This is a genomic window from Pseudomonas sp. KB_12 (assembly GCF_052114545.1).
Taxonomy (GTDB): Bacteria; Pseudomonadota; Gammaproteobacteria; order Pseudomonadales; family Pseudomonadaceae; genus Aquipseudomonas; species Aquipseudomonas brassicacearum.
In genome coordinates, this window is sequence record NZ_JBFREY010000014.1 from 110,076 (window position 1) to 132,136 (window position 22,061).

Annotated in this window: 21 protein-coding genes; 15 read left to right on the forward strand and 6 right to left on the reverse strand. The window is 60.5% G+C overall.

Annotated features, from left to right (window positions below; genetic code table 11):
* Positions 1 to 314: 314 nt before the first annotated feature.
* From AB4Z20_RS13710 to AB4Z20_RS13745, 8 genes are all read left to right on the forward strand, one after another.
* Entirely contained in the window at positions 315 to 2,540 is a 2,226-nt protein-coding gene (locus AB4Z20_RS13710; RefSeq protein ID WP_253474807.1) for a type VI secretion system Vgr family protein, read from the forward strand.
* A 16-nt stretch (positions 2,541 to 2,556) separates the two neighbouring features.
* Positions 2,557 to 3,012, forward strand: a complete 456-nt coding sequence (locus AB4Z20_RS13715) for a DUF6484 domain-containing protein (protein ID WP_024618952.1) — start codon at positions 2,557 to 2,559, stop codon at positions 3,010 to 3,012.
* 12 nt (positions 3,013 to 3,024) lie between these two features.
* Entirely contained in the window at positions 3,025 to 4,167 is a 1,143-nt protein-coding gene (locus AB4Z20_RS13720) for a DUF2169 family type VI secretion system accessory protein (RefSeq protein WP_442090101.1), read from the forward strand.
* Positions 4,164 to 5,228, forward strand: a complete 1,065-nt coding sequence (locus AB4Z20_RS13725) for a 3-oxoacyl-ACP synthase (protein ID WP_320388590.1) — start codon at positions 4,164 to 4,166, stop codon at positions 5,226 to 5,228. The genes AB4Z20_RS13720 and AB4Z20_RS13725 overlap by 4 nt, the downstream gene beginning before the upstream one ends.
* Entirely contained in the window at positions 5,225 to 6,142 is a 918-nt protein-coding gene (locus AB4Z20_RS13730) for a DUF4150 domain-containing protein (protein ID WP_301300437.1), read from the forward strand. Before AB4Z20_RS13725 ends, AB4Z20_RS13730 begins: the two co-directional genes overlap by 4 nt.
* Complete coding sequence (locus tag AB4Z20_RS13735) at positions 6,142 to 7,008, forward strand: hypothetical protein (RefSeq protein WP_253474799.1); 867 nt, start codon at positions 6,142 to 6,144, stop codon at positions 7,006 to 7,008. The genes AB4Z20_RS13730 and AB4Z20_RS13735 overlap by 1 nt, the downstream gene beginning before the upstream one ends.
* A gap of 15 nt (positions 7,009 to 7,023) precedes the next feature.
* Positions 7,024 to 8,283: a TIGR02270 family protein gene (locus AB4Z20_RS13740; protein ID WP_442090102.1), complete on the forward strand. Its 1,260-nt coding sequence runs from the start codon at positions 7,024 to 7,026 to the stop codon at positions 8,281 to 8,283.
* A gap of 73 nt (positions 8,284 to 8,356) precedes the next feature.
* A complete protein-coding gene (locus AB4Z20_RS13745; protein ID WP_253474793.1) occupies positions 8,357 to 9,136 on the forward strand; it encodes an SDR family NAD(P)-dependent oxidoreductase in 780 nt (259 codons plus the stop codon).
* A gap of 38 nt (positions 9,137 to 9,174) precedes the next feature.
* On the opposite strand, the gene AB4Z20_RS13750 is transcribed toward AB4Z20_RS13745, so the two are convergent.
* From AB4Z20_RS13750 to AB4Z20_RS13760, 3 genes are all read right to left on the reverse strand, one after another.
* A complete protein-coding gene (locus AB4Z20_RS13750) occupies positions 9,175 to 10,206 on the reverse strand; it encodes an amidohydrolase family protein (RefSeq protein ID WP_442090103.1) in 1,032 nt (343 codons plus the stop codon).
* A gap of 28 nt (positions 10,207 to 10,234) precedes the next feature.
* Positions 10,235 to 10,930: a type 1 glutamine amidotransferase domain-containing protein gene (locus AB4Z20_RS13755; RefSeq protein WP_442090104.1), complete on the reverse strand. Its 696-nt coding sequence runs from the start codon at positions 10,928 to 10,930 to the stop codon at positions 10,235 to 10,237.
* Positions 10,931 to 10,999: 69 nt separating this feature from the next.
* On the reverse strand, positions 11,000 to 11,299 hold the full coding sequence (locus AB4Z20_RS13760) for a superoxide dismutase (protein WP_253474787.1): 300 nt from the start codon (positions 11,297 to 11,299) through the stop codon (positions 11,000 to 11,002).
* A 174-nt stretch (positions 11,300 to 11,473) separates the two neighbouring features.
* Between AB4Z20_RS13760 and AB4Z20_RS13765 the strand changes: the two genes are divergently transcribed.
* The 4 genes from AB4Z20_RS13765 to AB4Z20_RS13780 all read left to right on the forward strand — a co-directional run bounded on the left by AB4Z20_RS13765 (position 11,474) and on the right by AB4Z20_RS13780 (position 14,667).
* Positions 11,474 to 12,379, forward strand: coding sequence for a LysR family transcriptional regulator (locus AB4Z20_RS13765; protein WP_253474784.1), 906 nt, complete (start codon positions 11,474 to 11,476; stop codon positions 12,377 to 12,379).
* 78 nt (positions 12,380 to 12,457) lie between these two features.
* On the forward strand, positions 12,458 to 12,847 hold the full coding sequence (locus AB4Z20_RS13770) for a putative quinol monooxygenase (RefSeq protein ID WP_258687851.1): 390 nt from the start codon (positions 12,458 to 12,460) through the stop codon (positions 12,845 to 12,847).
* Positions 12,848 to 13,029: 182 nt separating this feature from the next.
* Positions 13,030 to 13,962 carry an NAD(P)-dependent alcohol dehydrogenase gene (locus AB4Z20_RS13775; protein ID WP_442090105.1) on the forward strand — a complete coding sequence of 311 codons (933 nt, stop codon included), beginning with the start codon at positions 13,030 to 13,032 and terminating at the stop codon, positions 13,960 to 13,962.
* Between the two features lie 3 nt (positions 13,963 to 13,965).
* A complete protein-coding gene (locus AB4Z20_RS13780; RefSeq protein ID WP_258687847.1) occupies positions 13,966 to 14,667 on the forward strand; it encodes a helix-turn-helix transcriptional regulator in 702 nt (233 codons plus the stop codon).
* A gap of 199 nt (positions 14,668 to 14,866) precedes the next feature.
* Here the strand turns inward: AB4Z20_RS13780 and AB4Z20_RS13785 are convergent, their stop codons facing one another.
* On the reverse strand, positions 14,867 to 15,748 hold the full coding sequence (locus AB4Z20_RS13785) for a LysR family transcriptional regulator (protein ID WP_442090106.1): 882 nt from the start codon (positions 15,746 to 15,748) through the stop codon (positions 14,867 to 14,869).
* A 152-nt stretch (positions 15,749 to 15,900) separates the two neighbouring features.
* On the opposite strand from AB4Z20_RS13785, the gene AB4Z20_RS13790 reads away from it, so the two are divergent.
* The 3 genes from AB4Z20_RS13790 (at position 15,901) to AB4Z20_RS13800 (ending at position 19,961) form a co-directional block, all read left to right on the forward strand.
* Positions 15,901 to 17,109, forward strand: coding sequence for an MFS transporter (locus AB4Z20_RS13790; RefSeq protein ID WP_442090107.1), 1,209 nt, complete (start codon positions 15,901 to 15,903; stop codon positions 17,107 to 17,109).
* A gap of 125 nt (positions 17,110 to 17,234) precedes the next feature.
* Positions 17,235 to 17,708: a (2Fe-2S)-binding protein gene (locus tag AB4Z20_RS13795; protein ID WP_003201837.1), complete on the forward strand. Its 474-nt coding sequence runs from the start codon at positions 17,235 to 17,237 to the stop codon at positions 17,706 to 17,708.
* Positions 17,709 to 17,720: 12 nt separating this feature from the next.
* Positions 17,721 to 19,961: a molybdopterin cofactor-binding domain-containing protein gene (locus AB4Z20_RS13800; RefSeq protein ID WP_442090108.1), complete on the forward strand. Its 2,241-nt coding sequence runs from the start codon at positions 17,721 to 17,723 to the stop codon at positions 19,959 to 19,961.
* Between the two features lie 46 nt (positions 19,962 to 20,007).
* On the opposite strand, the gene AB4Z20_RS13805 is transcribed toward AB4Z20_RS13800, so the two are convergent.
* Both AB4Z20_RS13805 and AB4Z20_RS13810 read right to left on the reverse strand, forming a co-directional pair.
* Positions 20,008 to 20,916 (reverse strand): AraC family transcriptional regulator N-terminal domain-containing protein, encoded by a 909-nt coding sequence (locus AB4Z20_RS13805; RefSeq protein ID WP_442090109.1) that lies wholly within the window; start codon positions 20,914 to 20,916, stop codon positions 20,008 to 20,010.
* Positions 20,917 to 21,159: 243 nt separating this feature from the next.
* Complete coding sequence (locus tag AB4Z20_RS13810; RefSeq protein WP_442090110.1) at positions 21,160 to 21,906, reverse strand: YkgJ family cysteine cluster protein; 747 nt, start codon at positions 21,904 to 21,906, stop codon at positions 21,160 to 21,162.
* Positions 21,907 to 22,061 lie beyond the last annotated feature (155 nt).

The window sequence follows — 22,061 nt, forward strand, 5'->3', positions numbered from 1 at the left end:
GCAAACGCCCTTTCAGTCACCTATCTTGACCTCAGCATCTGCCAATTCGAGCTGGATGCTGGAACGTATCCGACGGCTCGGAAACGCCATCAAATGGCTTCGGACACACGCTAATCCGCAGCATAAGGATCTGCTCGTACGTTCAGTTTGATTGAAGACTGCAAGACCGATAAGGAGATCCCCCTGTGGTGGATGTACAGCAAGTGTTGGACTCGATTCCCCCTGGCATCCCCTATGGCGACGACTATGCGTGCGACGCCACCTTCTTTACGACGGCCAACTGACGCCCGAACACGAGCCAAAGGAAGCCGTTCATGGCAATCACGCAAAACAACCGTTTGGTGCAGGTCGACAGTCCTCTCGGCGGCGATGTCCTGTTGTTGCAAAGCATGGAAGGCAGCGAAGAGCTGGGGCGGTTGTTCCACTACGAGTTGGATCTCACTTCTGAAGACCGGGCGATCACGTTCGACCAGTTGTTGGGCAAGCCGATGGGCCTGACCCTGGAGCTGTACGACGGTGGCAAACGCTACTTCCACGGCATCGTCTGCAGTTGCCGGCAACTGACCGGGCATGGCCAGTTCGCCGGTTATCGCGTCAGTCTACGGCCCTGGTTCTGGCTGCTCACGCGCACCTCCGACTGCCGGATTTTCCAGAACAAGACGGTGCCGGACATCATCAAGCAGGTGTTCCGCGACCTCGGCTTCTCCGATTTCGAGGACAGCCTGAGCGGCAGCTACCGCGAGTGGGAATATTGCGTGCAGTACCGCGAAACCAGCTTCGACTTTGTCAGCCGGTTGATGGAGCAGGAAGGTATCTATTACTTCTTTCGCCATGAAGAGGCGCGTCATGTGTTGGTGTTGGCCGACGCCTATGGCGCCCACACCACGGCGCCAGACTATGCCTCGGTGCCCTTCTATCCACCTGATCGGCAAATGCGCGAGCGCGATCATTTCTACGACTGGCAACTGGCGCGGGAAGTGCAACCCGGTTCGCTGGCGCTGAACGACTATGACTTCCTGCGCCCACGTGCCAGCCTTGAGGTGCGTTCCAGTGTGCCGCGCACCCACACCAACGCCGACTACCCGCTCTACGACTACCCGGGTGAATACGTCCAGAGCAACGACGGCGATCACTACGCGCGTACCCGCATCGAAGCCATTCACAGCCAGTTCGAGCGTGTGCAATTACGCGGTCGCGCCCGCGGAATCGGTTGCGGTCATGTGTTTACGCTGACGGGATACGACCGTGCAGACCAGAACCGCGAGTACCTGGTGGTGGTCGCCCGTTATCAGATCCGTCAGGAAGCCTATGAAAGCGGCCAGTCGGACGTCGCCGAACAGTTCGTCAGCGAGCTGGACTGCATGGATGCCAGCCAGTCCTTCCGCCCTCTGCCCCTCACGCCCATGCCCATTGTTCGCGGGCCGCAGACTGCCGTGGTGGTCGGCCCCAGCGGCGAGGAGATCTGGACCGACCAGTATGGCCGGGTCAAAGTGCATTTCCATTGGGATCGCCATGACCAGTCCAACGAAAACAGCTCCTGCTGGATTCGTGTGTCCCAGGCCTGGGCCGGCAAGAACTGGGGCTCCGTGCAGCTCCCGCGGATCGGTCAGGAAGTGATCGTCAGTTTCCTTGAGGGCGATCCGGATCGGCCGATCATCACTGGCCGCGTCTACAACGCCGAACAGACTGTGCCCTACGCGCTGCCCGCCAATGCCACCCAGAGCGGGACGAAAAGCCGTTCAAGCAAGGGCGGTTCACCGGCCAACTTCAATGAAATCCGCATGGAGGACAAGAAAGGCGCCGAGCAATTGTTTATCCATGCCGAGAAGAACCAGGACATCGAAGTCGAGAACGACGAGACCCACTGGGTCGGCCATGACCGCCGCAAAACCATCGATAACGACGAAACCGTGCACGTCAAACACGACCGCACCGAAACCGTCGACAACAACGAAACCATCACCATCGGTGTGGATCGCAAGGAAAAGGTCGGCAATAACGAAACCATTTCCATCGGTGTGAACCGTACCGAGGATGTCGGCAGCAACGAGAAAATCACCATTGGCGCCAATCGCACCGAGAGCGTGGGCAGTAACGAGACCATCACCATCGGTGCCGACCGCACGGAAAAAGTCGGTGCCAACGAGAAAATCAGCATCGCCAGCAACCGCACCGAGGACGTGGGCGGCAACGAAACGATCAGCATCACCGGCAACCGTAACGAAACGGTCCAGGGCAACGAAGGCATCGAGATCAGCGGCAACCAGAGCACCCAGATTGGCCAGAACGAATCCCGCGACGTCGCCCAGAACCGCACCACCAACATCAAGCAGAACGACAGCCTGGACGTGGGCAAGCACTTTGCCCTCACCGCCGGCGACTCCATCAGCCTGACCACGGGCGACGCCAGCATCACCATGAAGAAGGACGGCACGATCATGATCAGCGGCAAAAACATCACCATCGACGGCTCCGGCGCCATCAAGATCAAGGCCAGCAAGAATGTGGTCGTCAAAGGCCAGAAGATTCTGCAGAACTAGCCATGGAGCGTGTGCGATGACTGTCGAATACTACCTGCCCGCCTCCTCCGCTGCGCCGACGCGCGTGGATGGCGTCGTGATCGGCCTGCTGCTGGATGTGCCCAAGGCCGACGCACCGGTCGTGGCATTTCCCGGCTGCCCTGCTGACGGTGGCCTCGCCGCACGCACCACCACACCGCTCAGCCGCGAGGACATTGGCGCCCAGGTCGCGCTGATGTTCGAGGCCGGCGACCTGGCCCGGCCACTGGTGATCGGCCGTATCCAGCGCCTGCCGCAAACCACGACGCCCGCCGTCGCGCACCTGGACGGCGAACGCTTGGAGTTCACCGCAGAACGGGAGATCGTCCTGCGCTGCGGCAAGGCGAGCATTACCCTCACGCGCGAAGGCAAGGTGTTGATCCGAGGGGCCTACCTCTCGAGCCGATCATCTGGTGTAAACCGCATCAAGGGCGGTTCGGTGCAGATCAACTGAGGCAGTGACGCCATGGAATTGGTAAACAAGACCCGCCTCGTCGGCGGCTATACGACCTCAACCGATAAAACGGGTCGTGAATGGCTGGTTGTGGTGGCGAAAGGAACCTACGGCATTCCAGATCACCCTGGACATCCGCCGCGCCTGCTCGAACAACAGGTTCCGCTGATCATGGCCGATGTATTCCCAGGGGAGCCCTGCGAATCAGCCGCGTTATACGAAAACGATTTTGCGCTGCACAAGCCCCGCTGCGATGTTCTGCTCAATGGTCACTGCCACGCCCCCAATGGAGAGCCGGCGACGGAGGTGAACGTAGCGCTGAAAGTGGGGACTCTCGTCAAAGCATTCAAAGTGATTGGGGCACGAATCTATGAGGATAGCGCCCTCTCACACTCGATAAGCAAACCTGTTCCATTCACCACAATGCCGATTACCTACGCGCAGGCTTTTGGCGGCGTGGATCGCACGAATGCAGACCCGGCCAAACACAAATGGTACCCATGGAACCCGGTTGGCGCCGGATTTTACCCCGCAGCAAGCAGTGCCCAGACCAATGGCTTGCCGCTCCCAAATACCGAAGAACTGGACAGGCCGGTCACCGCTCCCCACGAACATTACAAGCCAATGGCATTTGGCCCGATTGGTCGGGCATGGCGGCAGCGTATCCAATGGGCCGGCACTTATGATCAGGCGTGGCTTGATCATCAATTTCCATTTCTTCCCGAAGATTTTGACTTGCGCTATTTCCAATGCGCACCCGAGGACCAGCAAATCGATTATCCCCGAGGGGGCGAAGAAGTCGCGCTGCTTAACCTGAGCGATAAAGGCCGCTCGGCATTCAGGCTTCCGGCAAACCTGAAACTGGCGATGCTTGTCGTTTTTCACGACGACAGCACACGGGAGGCAGCCGCCGTGGTCGACACAGTCATTCTTGAACCTGACGCGAATCGCCTGACGCTGACATGGCGAGCCTCTTCGCCCCTCGGGCGCAACATCAAGGAAGTGGCCAAGGTCATCGTCGGGCAAACCGCCGATCAGTTCGAACAGGCCAAGGCCAACGAAGAACGCATGCGAGGAAAACAACACTTCAAGTCATTGGCTCAACTCATCGCGTGGACAAAGGAAGCCTATCCTCCCGCGGAAGAGGAGATATGACGTCCATGCAGGGGCACCCCCTCTTCGTCACCAGCATGGGCATGGCGTGTCCCGTGGGCTTATGCGTCGCCAGCGCCTGTGCTGCCAAGCGCGCCGGGCTGTCAGCACTCCAGGAACTGCCGTTTTTTGACAACGCGTGCGAACCCATCATCGGCGCGGCGGTGCCCAGCCTTGACTTGGCTCTGCCGGCAGCAGTGCGGATGTCCGGGCTCATGATGCATGCACTGGTCGAGTTGATACAGGGTGCGCCGAAGCTGGATTGGACAGAAGTGCCATTTCTCCTGTGCCTGGCTGAACCGGAGCGCCCCGGAATCAATATCAGGGAAATAGCCCAGGCCGTCATACAGGACGTATCTTCCAAGTTGGGCATACAGTTCCATCCAACGCATTCCAGGGTCATCCCCTCCGGCCACGTTGCCGGCATGCATGCACTTCATGAAGCCAGTCGATTAATGCAGGAAACACGGGTCCCCGCCTGTGTGGTGGCGGGTGTTGACTCGCTGCTCAGCGCCTTGACGCTGCAGTGGCTGGACGAACATCGCCGGCTGAAAACGGCCACTCACAATGACGGCTTGTTTCCTGGCGAAGGGGCTGCGGCCATCCTGATTCAGTCCTATCGGCAACCTGGCACCTGCTTGCAAATCTCAGGCCTGGGCTTTGGGCAAGAAGAGGCGCCTCTTTTGTCGAGCAAACCCCTGCGAGCAGGCGGGTTGACCGACGCCGCTCGTACGGCGCTCGCACAGGCCAAACTGGGTCTGCATGAAATTGATCTGCGCCTGTCCGATGTCACGGGAGAGCAATACGGGTTCAAGGAACTTCCGTTAATGGAGGCCCGGCTTTTTCGGACAGTCCGAAAAGAGGATCAGCCACTGTGGCATTGGGCTGAGGCCATGGGTGACACCGGGGCCATTGCTGGAATCGTCCAATTGATACTCGCCGACCAGGCGTTTCGCAAAGGCTATGCACCGGGAACCACCGCGATCTGTCTGAGCAGTGCCCTGGCCGGTGCACGCGCGGCCGCCGTCGTGCGCGACCTTAGCCAGCCAGAGGGCGGCCTATGAGCTGCGACGTTTACGCAAACGGCGATGAGATCGCATGCAAAGCAGGTGGCGGCAAGGTCATCGCGGCGTTCCCGGATGTCTGCCTGACGCCACCACCGCCTCCGGGGGGGCCCATCCCGGTGCCCTATCCGGACACCTCGTTTTCCAAGGATATGAAGAAAGGTAGCAAGACCGTCAAGATCGAAAACAAGGAGATCATGTTAAAAAATCGCTCCTTTTATAAAACCTCACCGCTGGGCGATGAAGCCGCCACAAGAAGCCAGGGTGCCGGTGTCATCACCCACGTCATCACCGGCAAGACCTATTTTGTTTCATGGTCAATGGATGTTCTTTTCGAAGGTCAGAACGTAGATCGACATACCGATCTCACCACATCGAATCATGCCAGCCCCGCAGCGAATGCGGCTGTGCCCATGGTCAACACTGCCAAATACAGTCCGGTGCAACAAGACTCCAAAGTGCCGGGCAAACATAAATGTGAATGTTGTGGCGGCGCGGCGCACTCCAAGGCTCAAGCGAACGGGGAGTACATGACGGAAGACCAGTTCTACGGCACCGCACAAAATCCCAAGAACGCAGCCGTCCTCGCCAAAGTCCGGGCCAACTCCAAGTGCAGGCACCTGTTGCCACCTGCCGGAAAGCAACCGAGCGGATGCAATAAGTACTACGTAACGAGCAAACGAGAGAAAGCCAACATTGAAAATGATTGGGCAATTAACCGGCCAGGCTATATGCGTTGGAAACCAGAAGTGGGCCAAGGAGAGCCAGTGGCACATAGAGTCCCCAAGGCAGCCGGTGGTTGTCCGTCCGGGCAAGGGAATCTCGCCCCTACTGGCAAGAAGTGTGAGAAGCTCGAAGGAGAGCTGAGTGCACTTCAAGAGACACGCATCAATAGTTTTCCAAGGCCCGAATGATGAAAGCCTCTATTTACAAGTACACCCAAAGACCCGGTTTCCTTCAAGACAGCTTCTATTGGAAGGGCCGTGGATATCACTACAGTGGCTCCGCTCCGGCAGAAGTATTGTCACCTGACGGCTGGATGAACGATGACCCGTGGATTGCCCTTGCTGCGATTCTGGAACAGGCCAAGCATGGCGACTACAGCCACGTAGCCCAACTGCGCAAATGGATAGTGGACCCCGATTGCGATCCAACGCTGGTATCGGCCTGTCTCGGTCTGACCGCTGATGCTGGGCTCGACACTGACCTGGATTTCCTTGCCGAGCTCATACTCGAAGGCCCCACCTACCTTCGCATCGAGGCGTGCCTGGCAGCCCAGTGGTCCGGTGTGCTGTGGCTGATACCTTTCATGGTTGAGGCATGGCGTACGTTTGCACGTCGGGCCGACCGAGCCGCCGTGGAAGCCAACTTGACCAATCTTCTTGACCCCATCGAAAACGAGCCCGAGTTCTTTGACAGTGGCCTGAACGAAGTCGAATACAAAGCGGCTGTCGATTCACGACTTAGCGAACTGCAGAACGCTTATGGCAGCGACCGCTGCTCAATCTCCGGGGGGATGCCCGTCGACATGAACAAACAAGTCTGGGTCATGAGAAAGTCCCTGGTTCCTTCAGGCACTGACGAATGGATCGATTGGAGCAACTTTCTCATCTGGAGGCGTAAATTCGAGGTGTATTCCGGCGTCGACTGTTCCAGCTTCTACGGAAAAAACGGCGAGTTTCAACCGCTGAATGCGGCCGCTATCCTGGACCGATACATGGCCTCTCCCCTGCACTTTGAAGTCGGTAAACGTTACTTCTTTGGAAACCTGGTGCCGTAACAAGACAGAGACGTCATGGTCCCCATCTCATCAATGATCGAGCAACACGCCGAAGAAGCTTGCTTCCTCATCCTCCTGCACGATCACGCCGTGCGCGCGCCCCACTATGACCTTGATGACCTCAGCAAACTGGACGAACGCATCGACGCTCATCTCGATGGCCTGCGCATTGCCGGCTCAACAGGCCTGGAGACTCTGCTGACCCAGCTCGACCCGCACACCGTCGGCGAGATGTTCGCCAGTGTGCTGCTGGCCTTCGAGGCGGCCAATGCGAAGGTGCTGTCGCGGCTCAGCGAGCACTTAAGAAGTGCCACGGAAACTGAACGAGGTTACCTGATGGCCCTGGGGTGGCTCGACTGGGAGCGTGTATCGCCCTGGATCGAGCGCATGCTCGCCTCCCCCGAGCTCTTGTTCCGCCGCCTCGGCCTGGCGGCCTGCGGCATGCATCGCCAGGATCCCGGCCCTATCCTGCTGACCGAACTGTCCCACGCCGACCCCAGCGTGCTAGCACGTGCCGCCCGCACGGCTGGCGAGCTGCGTCGGCGTGACCTGCTACCGGCGATTCGTGCCCACCGCCAGCATGAAGACGCCGCCGCGCGCTTCTGGGCCAATTGGGCCACCACCCAAATGGGAGATCAGCAGGCCTTGGAGCCTCTGCGCTCATTCGCCGAACAACCGGGCGAGTTTCAGTACCGCGCGCTCTGCGTACTGCTGGCCTGGCAGGAACGCGAGCCCAGCGTCGCCTGGATACGCCAGTTGGTACAGGATCCCCGGGATCGGCGCATCGGCATCGAGGCCTTAGGGCTGCTGGGCGATCCGGTCTGCGTACCGTGGTTGATCCAGCAGATGAGCGACCTGCCCTATGCACGGGTCGCCGGTGAAGCCTTCAGCCTGATCACCGGTGCGGACCTGGCGCTACTCGACCTCGAATTGCAGGCCCTGCCGGATTTCGATGTGGGCCCGAACGATGACCCGCAAGACCCCAACGTGGCGATGGACCCCGACGAAAATCTCCCCTGGCCCGACCCACAGTCAATCACCGCCTGGTGGCAGGCCCACGGTGGCGATTTCCAGGCGGGCGTCGGTTATGTGCTGGGACAGCCCCAGAGTGAAAGCAGTTTTCAGCAAGCCCTTGCCCGAGGCCAACAACGCCAGCGCATCGCTGCCGCCTGCGGCATCGCCCGCTATCGGCCAAACGAAGTGCTTTTCCCCACGAGCGCGCCGGCCTGGCGGCAAAAGCAGCTGTTGGGAAGGCCGGGGGTGTTCGGGCGTTGATCCGGGTGTTTATAGTGGCAGGCGCAACTCAGGCTCCGACACCTAATCATCACTTTCAACCTTTGGAGACACCATGCCAAACCCAACCGGACAGAACCCCGTGGCACTCATCAGTGGGGTTGGAAGCGAGATCGGAATCGGCATGGCCATCGCCCGCAGACTGGGTACTGCAGGTGCCAGACTGATCGTCACCGCCAGCAGTGCGCGAATCAATGATCGCGTTGCAGAACTGCGTGCCGAAGGGTTCGAAGTCGAAGGCCGGGCCCTCGACCTTACCGATGAAAACCAGGTCCGTGAGTTTATGGTGTGGGCAGAGTCCCTCTTGGGACAGATCGATATTCTGGTCAACAACGCGGGCATGGCCATGCAAGGCAGCCCGGAGTTTTTTTCCGACTTGGCAAGCATGGACCTGCACACCTGGAACCTGACACTGGCGCGAAACCTGACCACGGCTTTTCTGCTGACACGGGCTGTTTTGCCTGGTATGCGGGCGCGCCGTTACGGGCGCATCGTCAACATCAGCTCCACGACCGGCACCCGCTGCAGTAACGCCGGTGAAGCGGCCTACAGCGCCGCGAAGGCCGCGATGGTTGGAATGAGCATGAGCCTGGCGCTGGAAGTCGCCCAGCAAGGGATCACGGTGAACAGCGTCGCTCCCGGCTGGATCACCACAGGTTCGACCACCACAGAAGAAGCCAAAGCGGCCGGTTACACGCCGATGGGCCGCGCCGGACGTCCCGAAGAGGTCGCTGCACTGGTGGCGTTCCTTGCGTCTTCAGAGGCGAGCTACATCACTGGGGAGGTCATGGTGGTGGATGGCGGAAACTGCCTGGTCGAGAACAAGGCCCCTTGACCTGAACAGGCGCCCCCAGGCATTCGCCACGATTCGCGTCATAGGCCCAGCAAGCGCTCGGCGTTACCGTGAGCGATGAGTGCCTTGTCCGCTTCAGTGATGGGCAGGCTCTCGAGGAAAGCGCGGGCGCCATCCAGGCTCTGGTAGGGATAATCGATGGAATACAGGATACGCTCAGCGCCCATGACCGCGTGAATGAACTGGAAATGCGGGAGCGTGAGCATGCCACTGGGCGAAACGTAGACATGCTCGCGGTAAGTCTGCCCGATGGGACGTTTCAGGCCGCTGGCATCCTGGGGAATAGCGTCCTCCAGGCGCTGCAGGAAAAACGGCACCATTTCGCCCCAGTGCCCACTGATGACTTGCAGATGGGGATACTGGTCGAACACGCCCGCGAGCAACATCCGCACGACTTGAATACCTGCCTCGTTGTGCCAACCCCAGGCAAACATCGAAAGACGTGCACTGAGTTCACGCTCGAACCCACCGTAATACGCCGTTTGAACGGCAGGCAGTGGCAGACCCGGATGGACGTACAACGCAACCTTCAACTCATTGAGGGCGGCAAGAATCGGGGCATAACGGGCGTCGTCGAGGAACGTATCCCCCGGCCGACCGTTGATCAGCGCGCCTTTGAGGCCCAGCTCCGTCACCGCCCTCTCCAGCTCACGCGCCGCCGCCTCGGGTGCTTGCCACGGGAGCGTGGAAAAACCGCTGAAACGATCGGGATGAGCATGCGCCGTCTCTGCCAGCTGGTCATTGGCGGCACGACACAGCTCAATGGCTTGCGAGGCGGGCAATAGCTGAGGAAACCCGCCATAGGAAAGCACCTGCATGCTGATTCCTGCCGCGTCCATATCGGCCAAGCGTGACCGGCCTGTTTCCAGCGCCTGGCGCGCTGATTCGTTGGGCGCAACAACATGCGGCCGACTAAGGTCCGCTACCTGTACACCATCGATCACCCGACTGCCCCAACCCGAAAGATAGGGTGCCTCGGCCTGCACGAGCGCCTGCGTGGCGACGCCCATGGCGGGGTCGAGTACGTGCTCTTCAACACAGATCAGTCTCATGTCGCACCCCTTGCATGGTTACAGGTCATCACCCTAACAGGGCATCTCGCAGTGCTTCGCCCAGGCTGGCGGCGGACTGCGGGTTTTGACCGGTGATGAGGCGACCGTCGACAACCACATTGTCGGCCCAGTTCGCCGCCAGCTGGTGATGCGCACCGCGTCTGTTGAGCGTCGACGCCAACAGGAATGGCACAACGTGGGTGGACTGCACTTCTTCTTCCTCGTTGTCAGTGAAAGCTGCGACCCGTTTACCGGCCACGAGCAGGCTGCCGTCGGCACGACGTGCGTTGACCAAGGCCGCCGGCCCATGACAGACCGCCGAAACGATGCCGCCGGCCGCATCGATTTCGCGGATCGCCGCTTGTACGGCAGGGTTATCAGGAAAGTCCCACATCGTGCCGTGACCACCGGCGAAGAAAATGGCCGAATAGCGTGATGGATCTACCTCGTTCATGGGCAAGGTGTGCTCAAGCGCATGCCGGAAATCCGCATCGGCCCAATAGCGGGCGATGACGGGATCATTCATATCCTCCAGCCCGTCCAAGGGCGCGGCACCGCCATTGATGGAGGCCAGTTCGACACGGATGCCCGCCTCCTGCAGCTTCTCCAATGGATGAGTGACCTCGGCCAGGTTGAAGCCGGTGGGGATGCCGGAAGCGCCCTTCACCGCGTTGCTGGTAACGACGAAAAGGACCGGTTTGAGCTCGGAAGCTTGTTTGTTCATGGTCTCGGGCTCTTGGTTGAGACGAAGAAGACAGGCGCGTTCATCACGATGTCTGCGCCGCAATAAGCGTCAGGCGTTACCAGGCGCGAAGAGCATTTCCCAGTTCATGAAGGGTCCGAGGGGAATGATTTCCCAGTCGATGAGCCCCGCTTTGACCAGGGGGAATTCGTTCAATGCCGCCCTCGCGGATTCCACGGTGTCGGCCTCAGCGATGATCGCGACACCTGGGCGATCCTGGCGAAAATAGAAGTCGCGCACGATGCCGCCCTTGTAGAGCTGCCAGGCGTGTCGGGCTTCGTCGAACAGATGCGGCTGATATTTCTCAAGACTGGCGCCAGGTTGAGGAATGTCGAGACAAAGCAGTTTCATGGGGCGGCTCCTTGGTCGGGTGCAGGGCTTAGGCGCAGTGGAATCGACGCACTGGCTCCGCCTGGACACCAATATCAATGAACCTGTAGCTTATAGTGGAATAATAATCACCATTAACGATATTTTTTCTCCATAAAGTTGAATCAAGGGAACCAATCCAGGAGCCAGGGCCGTATGAGAGATCCATTGGACGGCGTAGCACTGTTCGTCGAAGTCGTTCACGCTGGCGGCTTTGCCCGCGCGGCTGAACAGTTGTCGCTGACGCGATCGGCGGTGGGCAAAGCGATTGGCCGGGTGGAGGAGCGGCTGGGCGTTCGCCTGTTCCATCGGACCACCCGGACCCAAAGCCTGACCGAGGCTGGCCAGGTGTATTACGAGCATTGCCTGCGCGCCTTGGAAGAAGTCCGCTCGGCTCAGTCCCTGCTGGAGTCGGGCCAGCAAGAGATCACGGGGCGCCTGCGCGTGACGATGCCGGTCCTGTTCGGCCAATACTGTGCCGGCCCGATCCTGCTGGAACAGGCCCGCCAACATCCCAAGCTGGAACTTGAATTGCACTTCAGCGACCAGTCCGTAGACCTGATCGCCGAAGGCTTCGATCTGGCGATTCGCTTTGGCCCCCTGGCGCAACTCAGCGGCCTACGTACACAACATCTGGCGGTCCAGCAAAAACTGCTCTGCGCATCACCCGGTTACCTGGCCAAAAACGGGCAGCCCCACAGCCTGCCAGAATTGCTCGGTCACGACGCGGTGCTGTATCACCGGCGCGATTACACGCAGCCCTGGGCCGTTACGGACACCGATGGCCAACTCAAGACGGTGTCCCTTTCCCCGCGTATTCGTTTGAATGACCTTTCATTGATCGCCGATGCGGTCGAGGCCGACATGGGCATTGGCTGGCTGCCTTCATGGCTGGTGCGTGATCGCTTGCGCTCGGGCGCTCTCGTTCAACTGCTGGAAACGCATCCGCCCACCACGATGGATTGTCATGCCGTCTCACCCCAGATGCGGCAAATGCCCATGCGGCTGCGGCACATCATTGATGTGCTGGCCAGCCGACTGCCGGACATCATGAAGCTGTGAGCCAGAGAAATCGTCGCCCACAGCGTGTCGCCCGTGGGTGAGTCATTGAATTTACCCAGCCCTTGCCAGGAGTTTGTCATGAACATTCGTCAGTGGTTTTCCAAGTGCGCGATGGTGCTTTGCCTGTTTGCATCCGGCGGGGCCAGCGCGCAGACATATCCATCCACGGTGGTGGTGCGTGTCGCACAGCTCGAGATCGATCCGGAGCAACTGCAACGCTATACCCAGATCGTCAAGGAAGAGATGGAGATCTCCGCGCGCGTGGAACCCGGGGTGATTGCCATCTATTCGGTGGCGGATAAAGACCGCCCTCACATGCTCCATTTCTTCGAAATCTACGCTGACGAGCAAGCCTACCTCTCCCACATCGGGTCTGCGCATTTCAAACGGTACGTAGAGCAAACCCAGTCGATGATCCTCTCCAGGCAATTGATCGAGACGACGCCGATCCAACTGAGTTCGAAGTGAAACCGGGACGATGTCTTCCCGTGCCAGGCAGGTGACCTGCGGAAAAACAATGGTGACAAAAACTGACCCTGTCGATGGTTAGAGTGAAGTGATTGGCCGCAGGCTCAACGATGCGCTGGAAACAGCGCCCCTGCCCCCGGCCCTACTTCTATCTCATCAATCATCCAGAGTAAGCGTCAGCTATGAAGCGTATCCAGTATTACAATTACGGCGGACCGGATGTGATGAAACTCGAGTCATTCACGTTGGCTTCACCGGGCCCGCGCGAAGTCGCTGTGAAAATCAGCTTCGCTGCCATCAATCCTATCGACTGGAAGTTGCGCGGCGGCCAGATGAAGATCGTCACGGGCAGGGCCTTCCCCCGGGCCATGGGGATGGATTTCTCCGGCACCGTCATGGCGGTGGGCAGCGACGTGACGCGGTTTAAAGTGGGTGATGCTGTTTTTGGTCTCGCTCGCTTCAAGGAAAGTGGTGCGCTGGCGCAAGCCGTGGTCACGAAGGAATCGCTGCAGGCCAGCAAACCCGATGACGTCTCCTTCGAGCAGGCCGCTTGCCTCGGGACGCCGGGAATGACCGCTTGGAACGGGCTGCGGGACAAGGCCGGGCTGAGCGCGGGCCAGCGTGTCTTCATCAACGGTTGCAGTGGCGCGGTCGGTGAAGCCTGCGTGCAAATAGCCCGCATGGTGGGGGCCACTGTCACCGGTTCTTGCAGTGAAGAGACGCTGGAGCGGGCGCGGCAGCTGGGGGTCGATACGGTTCATGACTATCGCAAAACCGATCTCTCCCAGCTACAGGAACGTTTCGATGTGGTGTATGACACGGCGGCCACAATGCCCCTGTCGCTCGGCTTCAGCCTGCTGCGCAAAGATGGCGTACTGCTGGACCTGGACCCAAGCCCTGGCAAGTTCATTCGCTCGTTCTTTGACAAGCGCTTGAAACCGGTCATCTGCACACCGCGCCCCGACGTCCTCGACACGCTCGCCCGCGCCGCCCAGAATGGCAGCTTCCGGCTTCCTGTGGCGGAGGTGGTGCCGCTCGGCGATGCGATCCAGCTTATCGCGGCCATCGAGGGCGGCAGGAAGCTCCGTGGCAAGGCCCTCGTGGCGATGGACTGAAGCGTGTCAAGAAGCCATAGATTATTCGACCTCATGCAAGTCCTTCGGCGCCATCGCGGGACGGTTTCCGGTGTCACGCTGTCCCGTGAGCTGAATGTGTCGTTGCGTACCATCCGGCGGGACGTCATCACGCTGCAGTCGATGGGGGCGGACATCGTTGGCGAACCCGGCGTTGGCTACATTTTGCGCCCGGGTTTTCTGTTGCCGCCGTTGAGTTTTACCGAGGAAGAGATCCAGGCGTTGATGGCCGGCGCACAGTGGGTCAGCCGCCAAACCGATGAAGGCCTAGCCCGCGCCGTTCAAAACGCCCTGGCAAAAATCGACAGTGTCCTGCCGCCGCACATGCGGCGAACATTGGACAACGACACGATCTATGTCAGTCGCAATCAAGGCGCGCCGGCTGCGTTGGATCTGGCGCAGGTCCGGCTGGCGCTTCGCGAGCAGCGAAAAATGCGGATCGTCTACAAGGACGAGAATGGAGAGCAGACGCAGCGAACCTTCTGGCCGATCATGCTGGGGTTTGTCGAATCGCAGCGCTATATCGCCGGCTGGTGTGAGCTGCGTGGCGACTATCGTTTATTCCGAACGGACCGGATCGTCGAGGTGGCTATCCTGGAGGAGCGCTACGCCCGACCGAGGCAACAGCTGGTCAAGGAGTGGCGCTCCCGGGAAACGCACCCGTGCAAACAGAAAGACTGCAGCTAGGACCAGCACACTCCTCCTGTGGGAGCGAGCTTGCTCGCGAAGGCGGTGGTTCAGCTACAGAGCCACAAGAACTTCGAGAACAGCACGATCCTGTGGCGAGGGAGCTTGCTCCCGCTGGGGCGCGCAGCGGCCCCAAAAAAAGATGAGCGCTGCGCACTCAAGCGGGAGCAAGCTCCCTCGCCACAAAAGCTTCCAAACGTCACTTGAACAACTCACTGTTCATGAAATCAATGAACACCCGCAGTTTCGGCGCCAGGTGCTTGCTTGAAGGCCAGAGCATGCGGAAGGTGTTCTGGTGCCGATTGAAGTCGTCGAGGACGGTGACCAGCTCACCGCTGGCGATGGCATCGCGCACGGTGAAATCCGGCACGCAGGCAATCCCCAATGCATCGCGCACGACGTACAGCAACGCCTCGGTGGTGTTGCAGACCAGGGTGGCCGGCAGGTTGAGATCGGGCTGTCCTTCCCCATTGACAGGCCAGACCTGCATCCTGCCAGTGCTGGGAAACTTGTATAGCAGGCAGGCATGGCGCAGCAGATCCGCTGGCACCTGCGGCGTACCGTGTTCGGCGAAATACCGGGGCGAACCGACCACAACGAGCTTGAACGGGCCCAACGGGCGGGACATCAGCCGGGAGTCGTTCGGTTCTCCAGTTCGAATGACCGCATCGAAACCTTCCTCGATGATGTCCACCAACCTGTCGGAGAAATCCAGGTCCAGTTCGATACTGGGGTAGCGGCGCATGAAGGCGATCAGCGTCGGCATCACCAAATCAGCAACCAGGGGCAAACTCACCCGCAGTTTGCCCCGTGGCGCTTTGCGAGTTTCCGACAGCTCCAGTTCAGCCGCTTCGACTTCGCAGAGAATGCGCCGGCAACGCTCAAGGAAAAGCGCCCCTTCCGCCGTCAGCGTGATACTGCGCGTGCTGCGATGAAACAACCGCACACCCAGCCGCTCCTCGAGCCGGGCGACGCTTTTGCCCACCGCCGAAGACGAAATGCCAAGCGCCCTGCCCGCTTCTGAAAAACTGCGGGTTTCAGCCGCGCGAACAAAAAAATCAATTCCGCTCAATGATTCCACGCCAGGCTCCAATTGCGGACATTTTTTCCGATGTGTTGCGCACTCTAGCATTCTTGTCTCGCCAAGGAGGGGCACTTACCGTAGTCGGCACTTATCAATCTGCGATTGACGCCGCTATCCGGCGGCTCAGAAGCGTTCCAGGCAGGTGACACATGACGATTGCCAATACCCATATCGACGCTGATGCCGAGGTCGTTCACGACGCTGCGCCGCTCCCCATCGGATCACTGTTTGCCCTCGCGCTGGCGGCGTTCGTGACCATCCTCACCGAAGCCTTGCCCGCCGGCCTTCTCTCACAGATCAGCGAAGGGCTGGCGATCTCCGAAGCCCTCGCCGGCCAGTTGGTCACGGTCTACGCAATAGGTTCCTTGCTGGCGGCTATTCCGTTGACGGCTGCGACCCAAGGCATGCGGCGCCGGTCGCTCTTGCTATTGGCCATTGCCGGTTTTGCCGTTGCCAATACGGTCACGACGCTTTCGTCCCACTATGGCTTGACGATCTTCGCCCGCTTGCTGGGTGGCGTATCGGCCGGGCTGCTCTGGGCCTTGTTGGCCGGTTATGCCGCCCGCATGGTGCCCGAGAGCCAGAAAGGCCGGGCGATTGCGATTGCCATGGTGGGCGCACCCTTGGCGTTATCCCTGGGCGTACCGGCCGGCACCTTGCTCGGTAATTTGATCGGTTGGCGAATGAGCTTCGCCATCATGAGCCTGTTCGCCGTCGCCTTGATGGTCTGGGTACGACTCAAGCTGCCTGACTTTCCTGGGCAAACCACCGGCAAACGCCTTGCCTTGGGCCAGGTCTTCACCCTACCGGGCGTTCGCTCGGTGTTGTTCGTGGTGTTGGCTTTTGTCCTGGCGCACAACATCCTCTTTACCTACATCGCACCGTTCCTGATGACGGCGGGCCTGGGCGAGCGGACCGACCTAGTCCTGCTGGTCTTCGGGGTCGCATCGTTGCTGGGCATCTGGGTCGTCGGCGTGCTGATCGATCGCCATCTACGGGCATTGACCCTTGCCAGCACGGCGCTGTTCGCCATCTCGGCACTGACGCTAGGCGTCATGAGCGACAGCCCTGCCGCGATCTATATCGCGGTAGCGGCCTGGGGAATCGCCTTTGGAGGGGCCGGGACGTTGTTCCAGACGGCAATCGCCAAGACGGCCGCAGAGGCAGCGGATCTCGCCCAGTCGATGTTGGTCACGGCCTGGAACGTCGCCATTGCCGGCGGCGGGATCGTGGGAGGTCTCCTGCTCGATCACCTGGGTGTCGTTGCGTTTGCGCCGGTCCTGGTCATTCTTCTGCTGCTGACGTTGGCGGTGGTGTGGTCTGCCAGTCGGTACGGGTTTGCAAGGCGCACCCAATGAGGGTGAGTTGTCATCCGCGCACGGATTCGCAGGATCGGGCAAGCATCAGCCCGAATCGTGCAAGCTGCCCCAAATATTGCTTTCTATAGTTAACCAGAGCCAAACCATCTGGAGCTGGTCCCCCTATGAGCGCCCTGAACATAAACGGCCGTGAATACACGGTCGACGTAGACCCAAGCACCCCGATTCTCTGGACCCTGCGCGACACGCTGGGCATGACCGGCACCAAGTTCGGCTGCGGTGCGGCGTTGTGTGGCGCCTGCACCGTTCACCTGGATGGCCAGGCCATTCGTTCCTGCGTGACGCCCATCGCCGCCGCCGAAGGCAAGAAGATCACCACCATCGAAGCGGCAACCAACGGCAGCGACCCGGTTGGCAGCGCCGTGCACGAAGCGTGGGTCAAGCATGACGTGGCGCAATGTGGCTACTGCCAGAGCGGCCAGATCATGAGCGCCACCGCTTTCCTCAAGGCCCAGCCCAAGGGCAAGCAGCCTACGGCCGCCGAGATCGACTCGGCCATGGCCGGCAACATCTGCCGCTGTGGCACCTACGCCCGTATCCGCGCTGCGGTGGCTGATGCCGCCAAAGCCCTTGCCTGATCGGAGCTGACCATGTTGAACGAGATTTTTCCGAACGAGCAGCCTCGCGCCTTGCAACACATACTTGAACGCGACGAGGCTGACGGCCCCGCTACGCTGCCGCGCCGCAGCTTTCTCAAGATCGTCGGCATCGGCGGGCTGGCCTTGGGGGCGTTTCCACACCTGGCCCTGGCCCAGGAGGCTAATGGCGCCGCCGCAGCGCCGCTCAAGCCAACCCAGCAACCCTCCGCATTCGTACAGATCGCGCCCAATGGCGAGGTCACGGTGACCATCAACCGGTTGGAGTTCGGCCAGGGCGTGCAGACCGGCTTGCCGATGATTCTTGCCGAAGAGCTCGATGCCGACTGGAGCCTGGTCCGCAGCCGCAACGGCAACAGTGACGCCGCCTACATGGACCCGGCCTTCGGCATCCACCTCACCGGCGGCTCCAACTCGATCAAGAACAGCTATACCCAGTACCGCGAACTCGGCGCCCGTGCCCGCGCCATGTTGCTGAGTGCCGCCGCCGCACGCTGGAACGTCGACGTGGCAAGCTTGAGCACCCAGGCCGGCACGGTACTCGGCCCGGCAGGCCGTAAAGCGAGCTACGGCGAACTGGCCGAAGCCGCGATGGCGATGCCGGTGCCCGAGCAGATCACGCTCAAGGATCCCAAGGACTTCCGCATCATCGGCCAGGCCACCACCCGTATCGATGCCAAGGCCAAGAGCAGCGGCCAGCAGGATTTTGGCATCGACATGCATCTGCCGGGGCAGCTCACCGCTGTCGTCGCCCGACCGCCGGTGTTCGGTGCCAAAATCGCATCCCTGGATGACAGCGCGGCACGTGCCACGAAAGGTGTAAAGGCCGTGGTGCGCGTACCACTGGACGGCGGTGCCGAAGGTGTTGCGGTGGTTGCCGACAGTTACTGGCAGGCGAAGCTGGCACGCGATGCACTGAAGGTGGAATGGAACACGTCCGCCGTGGAAAAAGTGGACAGCGAAAAACAATTGGCTCAATACCGGGAACTGGCCAGCCAGCCCGGCCCATTGCACTTTGATGCCGACATGACGCCACTGGCCACCGCGCCGCATCAACTGGACGCCGAGTTCGTGTTCCCCTACCTCGCCCATGCCCCCATGGAACCGCTCAATTGCACCGTGCAGCTAGCCGGGGATGGTGCTCAACTGTGGGTCGGTACGCAGTTCCCCGGCGGTGATGGTACCGCGGCCGCCAAGGTGCTGGGCCTCAAGCCAGAGCAGATCCAGGTGAACGTGCAGACCGCCGGCGGTGGTTTTGGCCGGCGCGGCGTGCCCACCAACGATTTTGTCGTACTGGCTTGCGAGGTCGCCAAGGCCGCGCGCACCGCCGGGGTCAACGCCCCTATCCGCACTCTTTGGAGCCGGGAGGACGACATCAAGGGCGGTTACTATCGGCCCATGCACTTGCACCGTGCGCGCATCGGTTTTGACGACAGCGGCAAGGTGCTCGCCTGGGACCACGCCCTGGTGGGTCAATCGATCATCACCGGCACCGTGTTTGGCGGGCGGGTGAAAAACGGTATCGACCCGACCGCCACGGAAGGCCTGCGCAATCCGTACCCGGTGCCCATGCGGCTGACGGTTCATCACCCCAAGCTCAACGTTCCCGTGCTGTGGTGGCGCAGCGTGGGCTCCACCCATACGGCGTTTGTGATGGAAACGCTGATCGATGAGATTGCCCGCACGACCAAGCAGGATCCAGTGGCTTACCGGATGAAGCTGTTTGGCGAGCAGAGCCCACGCCATCGCGAGGCGCTGCAATTGGCCGTGGACAAGAGCGAGTATGGCAAGCGCCAGTTACCGGCGGGCCATGCCTGGGGCGTGGCGGTCCACGAGTCGTTCAGCTCGGTGGTGGCCTACGTCGTCGAAGCCTCGGTGCAGGACGGTCGTCCGGTGCTGCACAACGTGACGGCCGGTGTGCACTGCAACCTGGCGGTCAACCCTCGCAGTGTCGAGGCCCAGGTCCAGGGCGCGGCGCTGATGGGATTGTCGATGTGCCTGCCAGGTGGCGCGATCACCCTGAAAGATGGCGTGGTGCAGCAGAGCAATTTTGCTGACTTCAGCGTGCCGCGCATTACCGACATGCCGACATTTGCCGTCCACATCGTGCCCAGCGCCGAGCCTCCTACGGGGATGGGTGAACCCGGCCTGCCAGCGTTGGCCCCGGCTTTTGCCAACGCGTTGGCGAGCCTGACGGGGAAACCGTTGCGTGAGTTGCCTTTCAAACTGGCGTGACAGGCGTGTGAGGCTGTCTGGTCGCAAGGCCAGACAAGCCTCACGATCACAAGCGAATGCGCTTGATATCCCGCTGCGGTGGCGCACCAAACAAGCGGCTGTATTCACGGCTGAACTGCGAGGCACTTTCATAGCCAACCAAGCCCCCTGCACTGCTCGCGTCGACATTCTGGCTCAACATCAACTGCCGAGCGGCTTGTAGCCGCAGCTGCTTCTGGTATTGCAACGGACTCATTCCGGTCACGGTGCGAAAATGCTGGCGAAACGTGGATGGACTCATGTGCGCTTGTGCCGCCAGATCGTCCATACGCAACGCCTGGCGAAAATTCAGTTTCAACCAGGCGACCGTCTTGGCGATGTGCTGGCTGGGTGACCCGGCAGCGATCACATGCAGCAACTGTGGCGCGTGGGCACCGCTCAACAGCCGAGCGATGATCTCTTCCTTGATCAGCGGCGCCACTGTCTCAAGCAGCGACGGTTCGTCCAGCAGGTCTATCAAGCGTCGCAGGGCGTCCAGCACCCCGGCATCCAGCGCTTGTACGGTAACCGGTCGAAACGCGTCGTCCCTCATGCGTTGCGACAACTGCATGCGCTCGGCCACCTGCATCACCATCGTGCCGTCGAATCTCAGCATCATGCCCAGGAACGGCTTGGCGACGCTGGCTTGGGAGACATGGGAAATGACCGGCAGATCCACGCAGGTCACCATGGACTGGCCGGGTGCGTAGGTCAGTATCTCGTCCCCGAGCATGGCTTGCTTGCGGCCTTGCAAGGTCACGCCGATACCCAGGCCGTAGATGCAGTGCGTCGGCGCGGTGATCGCGTTGCGCCGATGCAGGCTCAAGCCGGCAATGGCGGTGATCTGGTCGCCTTCGCTGGGCACAAGCTGGCTGACCGAGCCGGCCAGGCGACGGATGTCGCTGGCGCCCTGGTCGCTGTTGAAATCGGTGTGCACAGTTCACTCCTTGAAAACATCGGACCCACGACTTGCGGTGATGGCGAACACTGTTCGGCATCACCGCAAGTCGTTGATCAATATGGACGCAGTATGCTGGGTCGGCGGTTCGAGTCGCTTGCCTGATTGAGGCAATTTCTTACTCGATTTAACGATCCGTAGCTCGCATCAGTCACCTCGGGCCAGAAATGACTATGTGTTTCAGGAGTTGGCTGGGCACAAAGTGATGGTTTGGCTGGGTGCCTAAAGATTCTGGAAGATGTAGCCGGTTGACTGTTGATCATCCAGCGCGACCCCCACTTGCTGCAGTCGTTGGGCCAGGTCCGGCGTTTCGACCCGCACTTTCCAATCCAGGCCTGTCGGTGCCACGGGGGCGCGATCGTAGCGAATGATCGCTTCAGCCAACTGCGCCCGATCAGGCAAGTACACCGCCAACGCGTTGCCCTTCCAAGCGGCGACGTTCATGCCCAGCGCTTCACACAGCGCAATCTTGGCCTGGGCATCGTCCCTGTCCGCCTGGCGGGAACGTTCGATCTGATCGGCCAGGATCGGATCGACCACGCGGTCGGTAAACAAGACCTCGCCCGCCTCCCAGACCTCTGGCGGACAGACCTTGTCGGCAGGACGCAAGGCAATGAGCGGATTGATTTCCATCGGGTAGATTCGACAGACCAACGGCCGCTCTTCATAAATACCGCAACGGCCATCGTCGCCGAGATTGCGGCACTGCGTCAGCGCATTGCCCGCCAGTACCGCAACGACTCGAATCTGAGCATCGCCACTGGTGACTTCCACGGCCCGTTGGGCGCTATGGGCGAATTGTCGAGGCTCCGAAGGCCAGGTCGACTCATCGAACGCCTCCAGTACGACCGCCACCTCGTGTCCGCGTTGCAGCCACTGCCTTGCCTCGTCCAGCGTCAGTGGAATCAGCCGACCTTTGCAGCAAATCCCGCAGCCGTTGCAGGCAAAGCGGATCGCGTTGTTTTCCATATCAAGCACTCGCACACATGTTTTCGATGGCCTACAGAAGCCCCTGCCACTCGGAGACATCCGTGGCAGGGCCTCAGGGCCGCGAGAGTATGTGGAGCGAAATGCCAATCCGCTTGCCGGATCCGCCGGCATGTTTGCCTGATCCAAGGTGATTT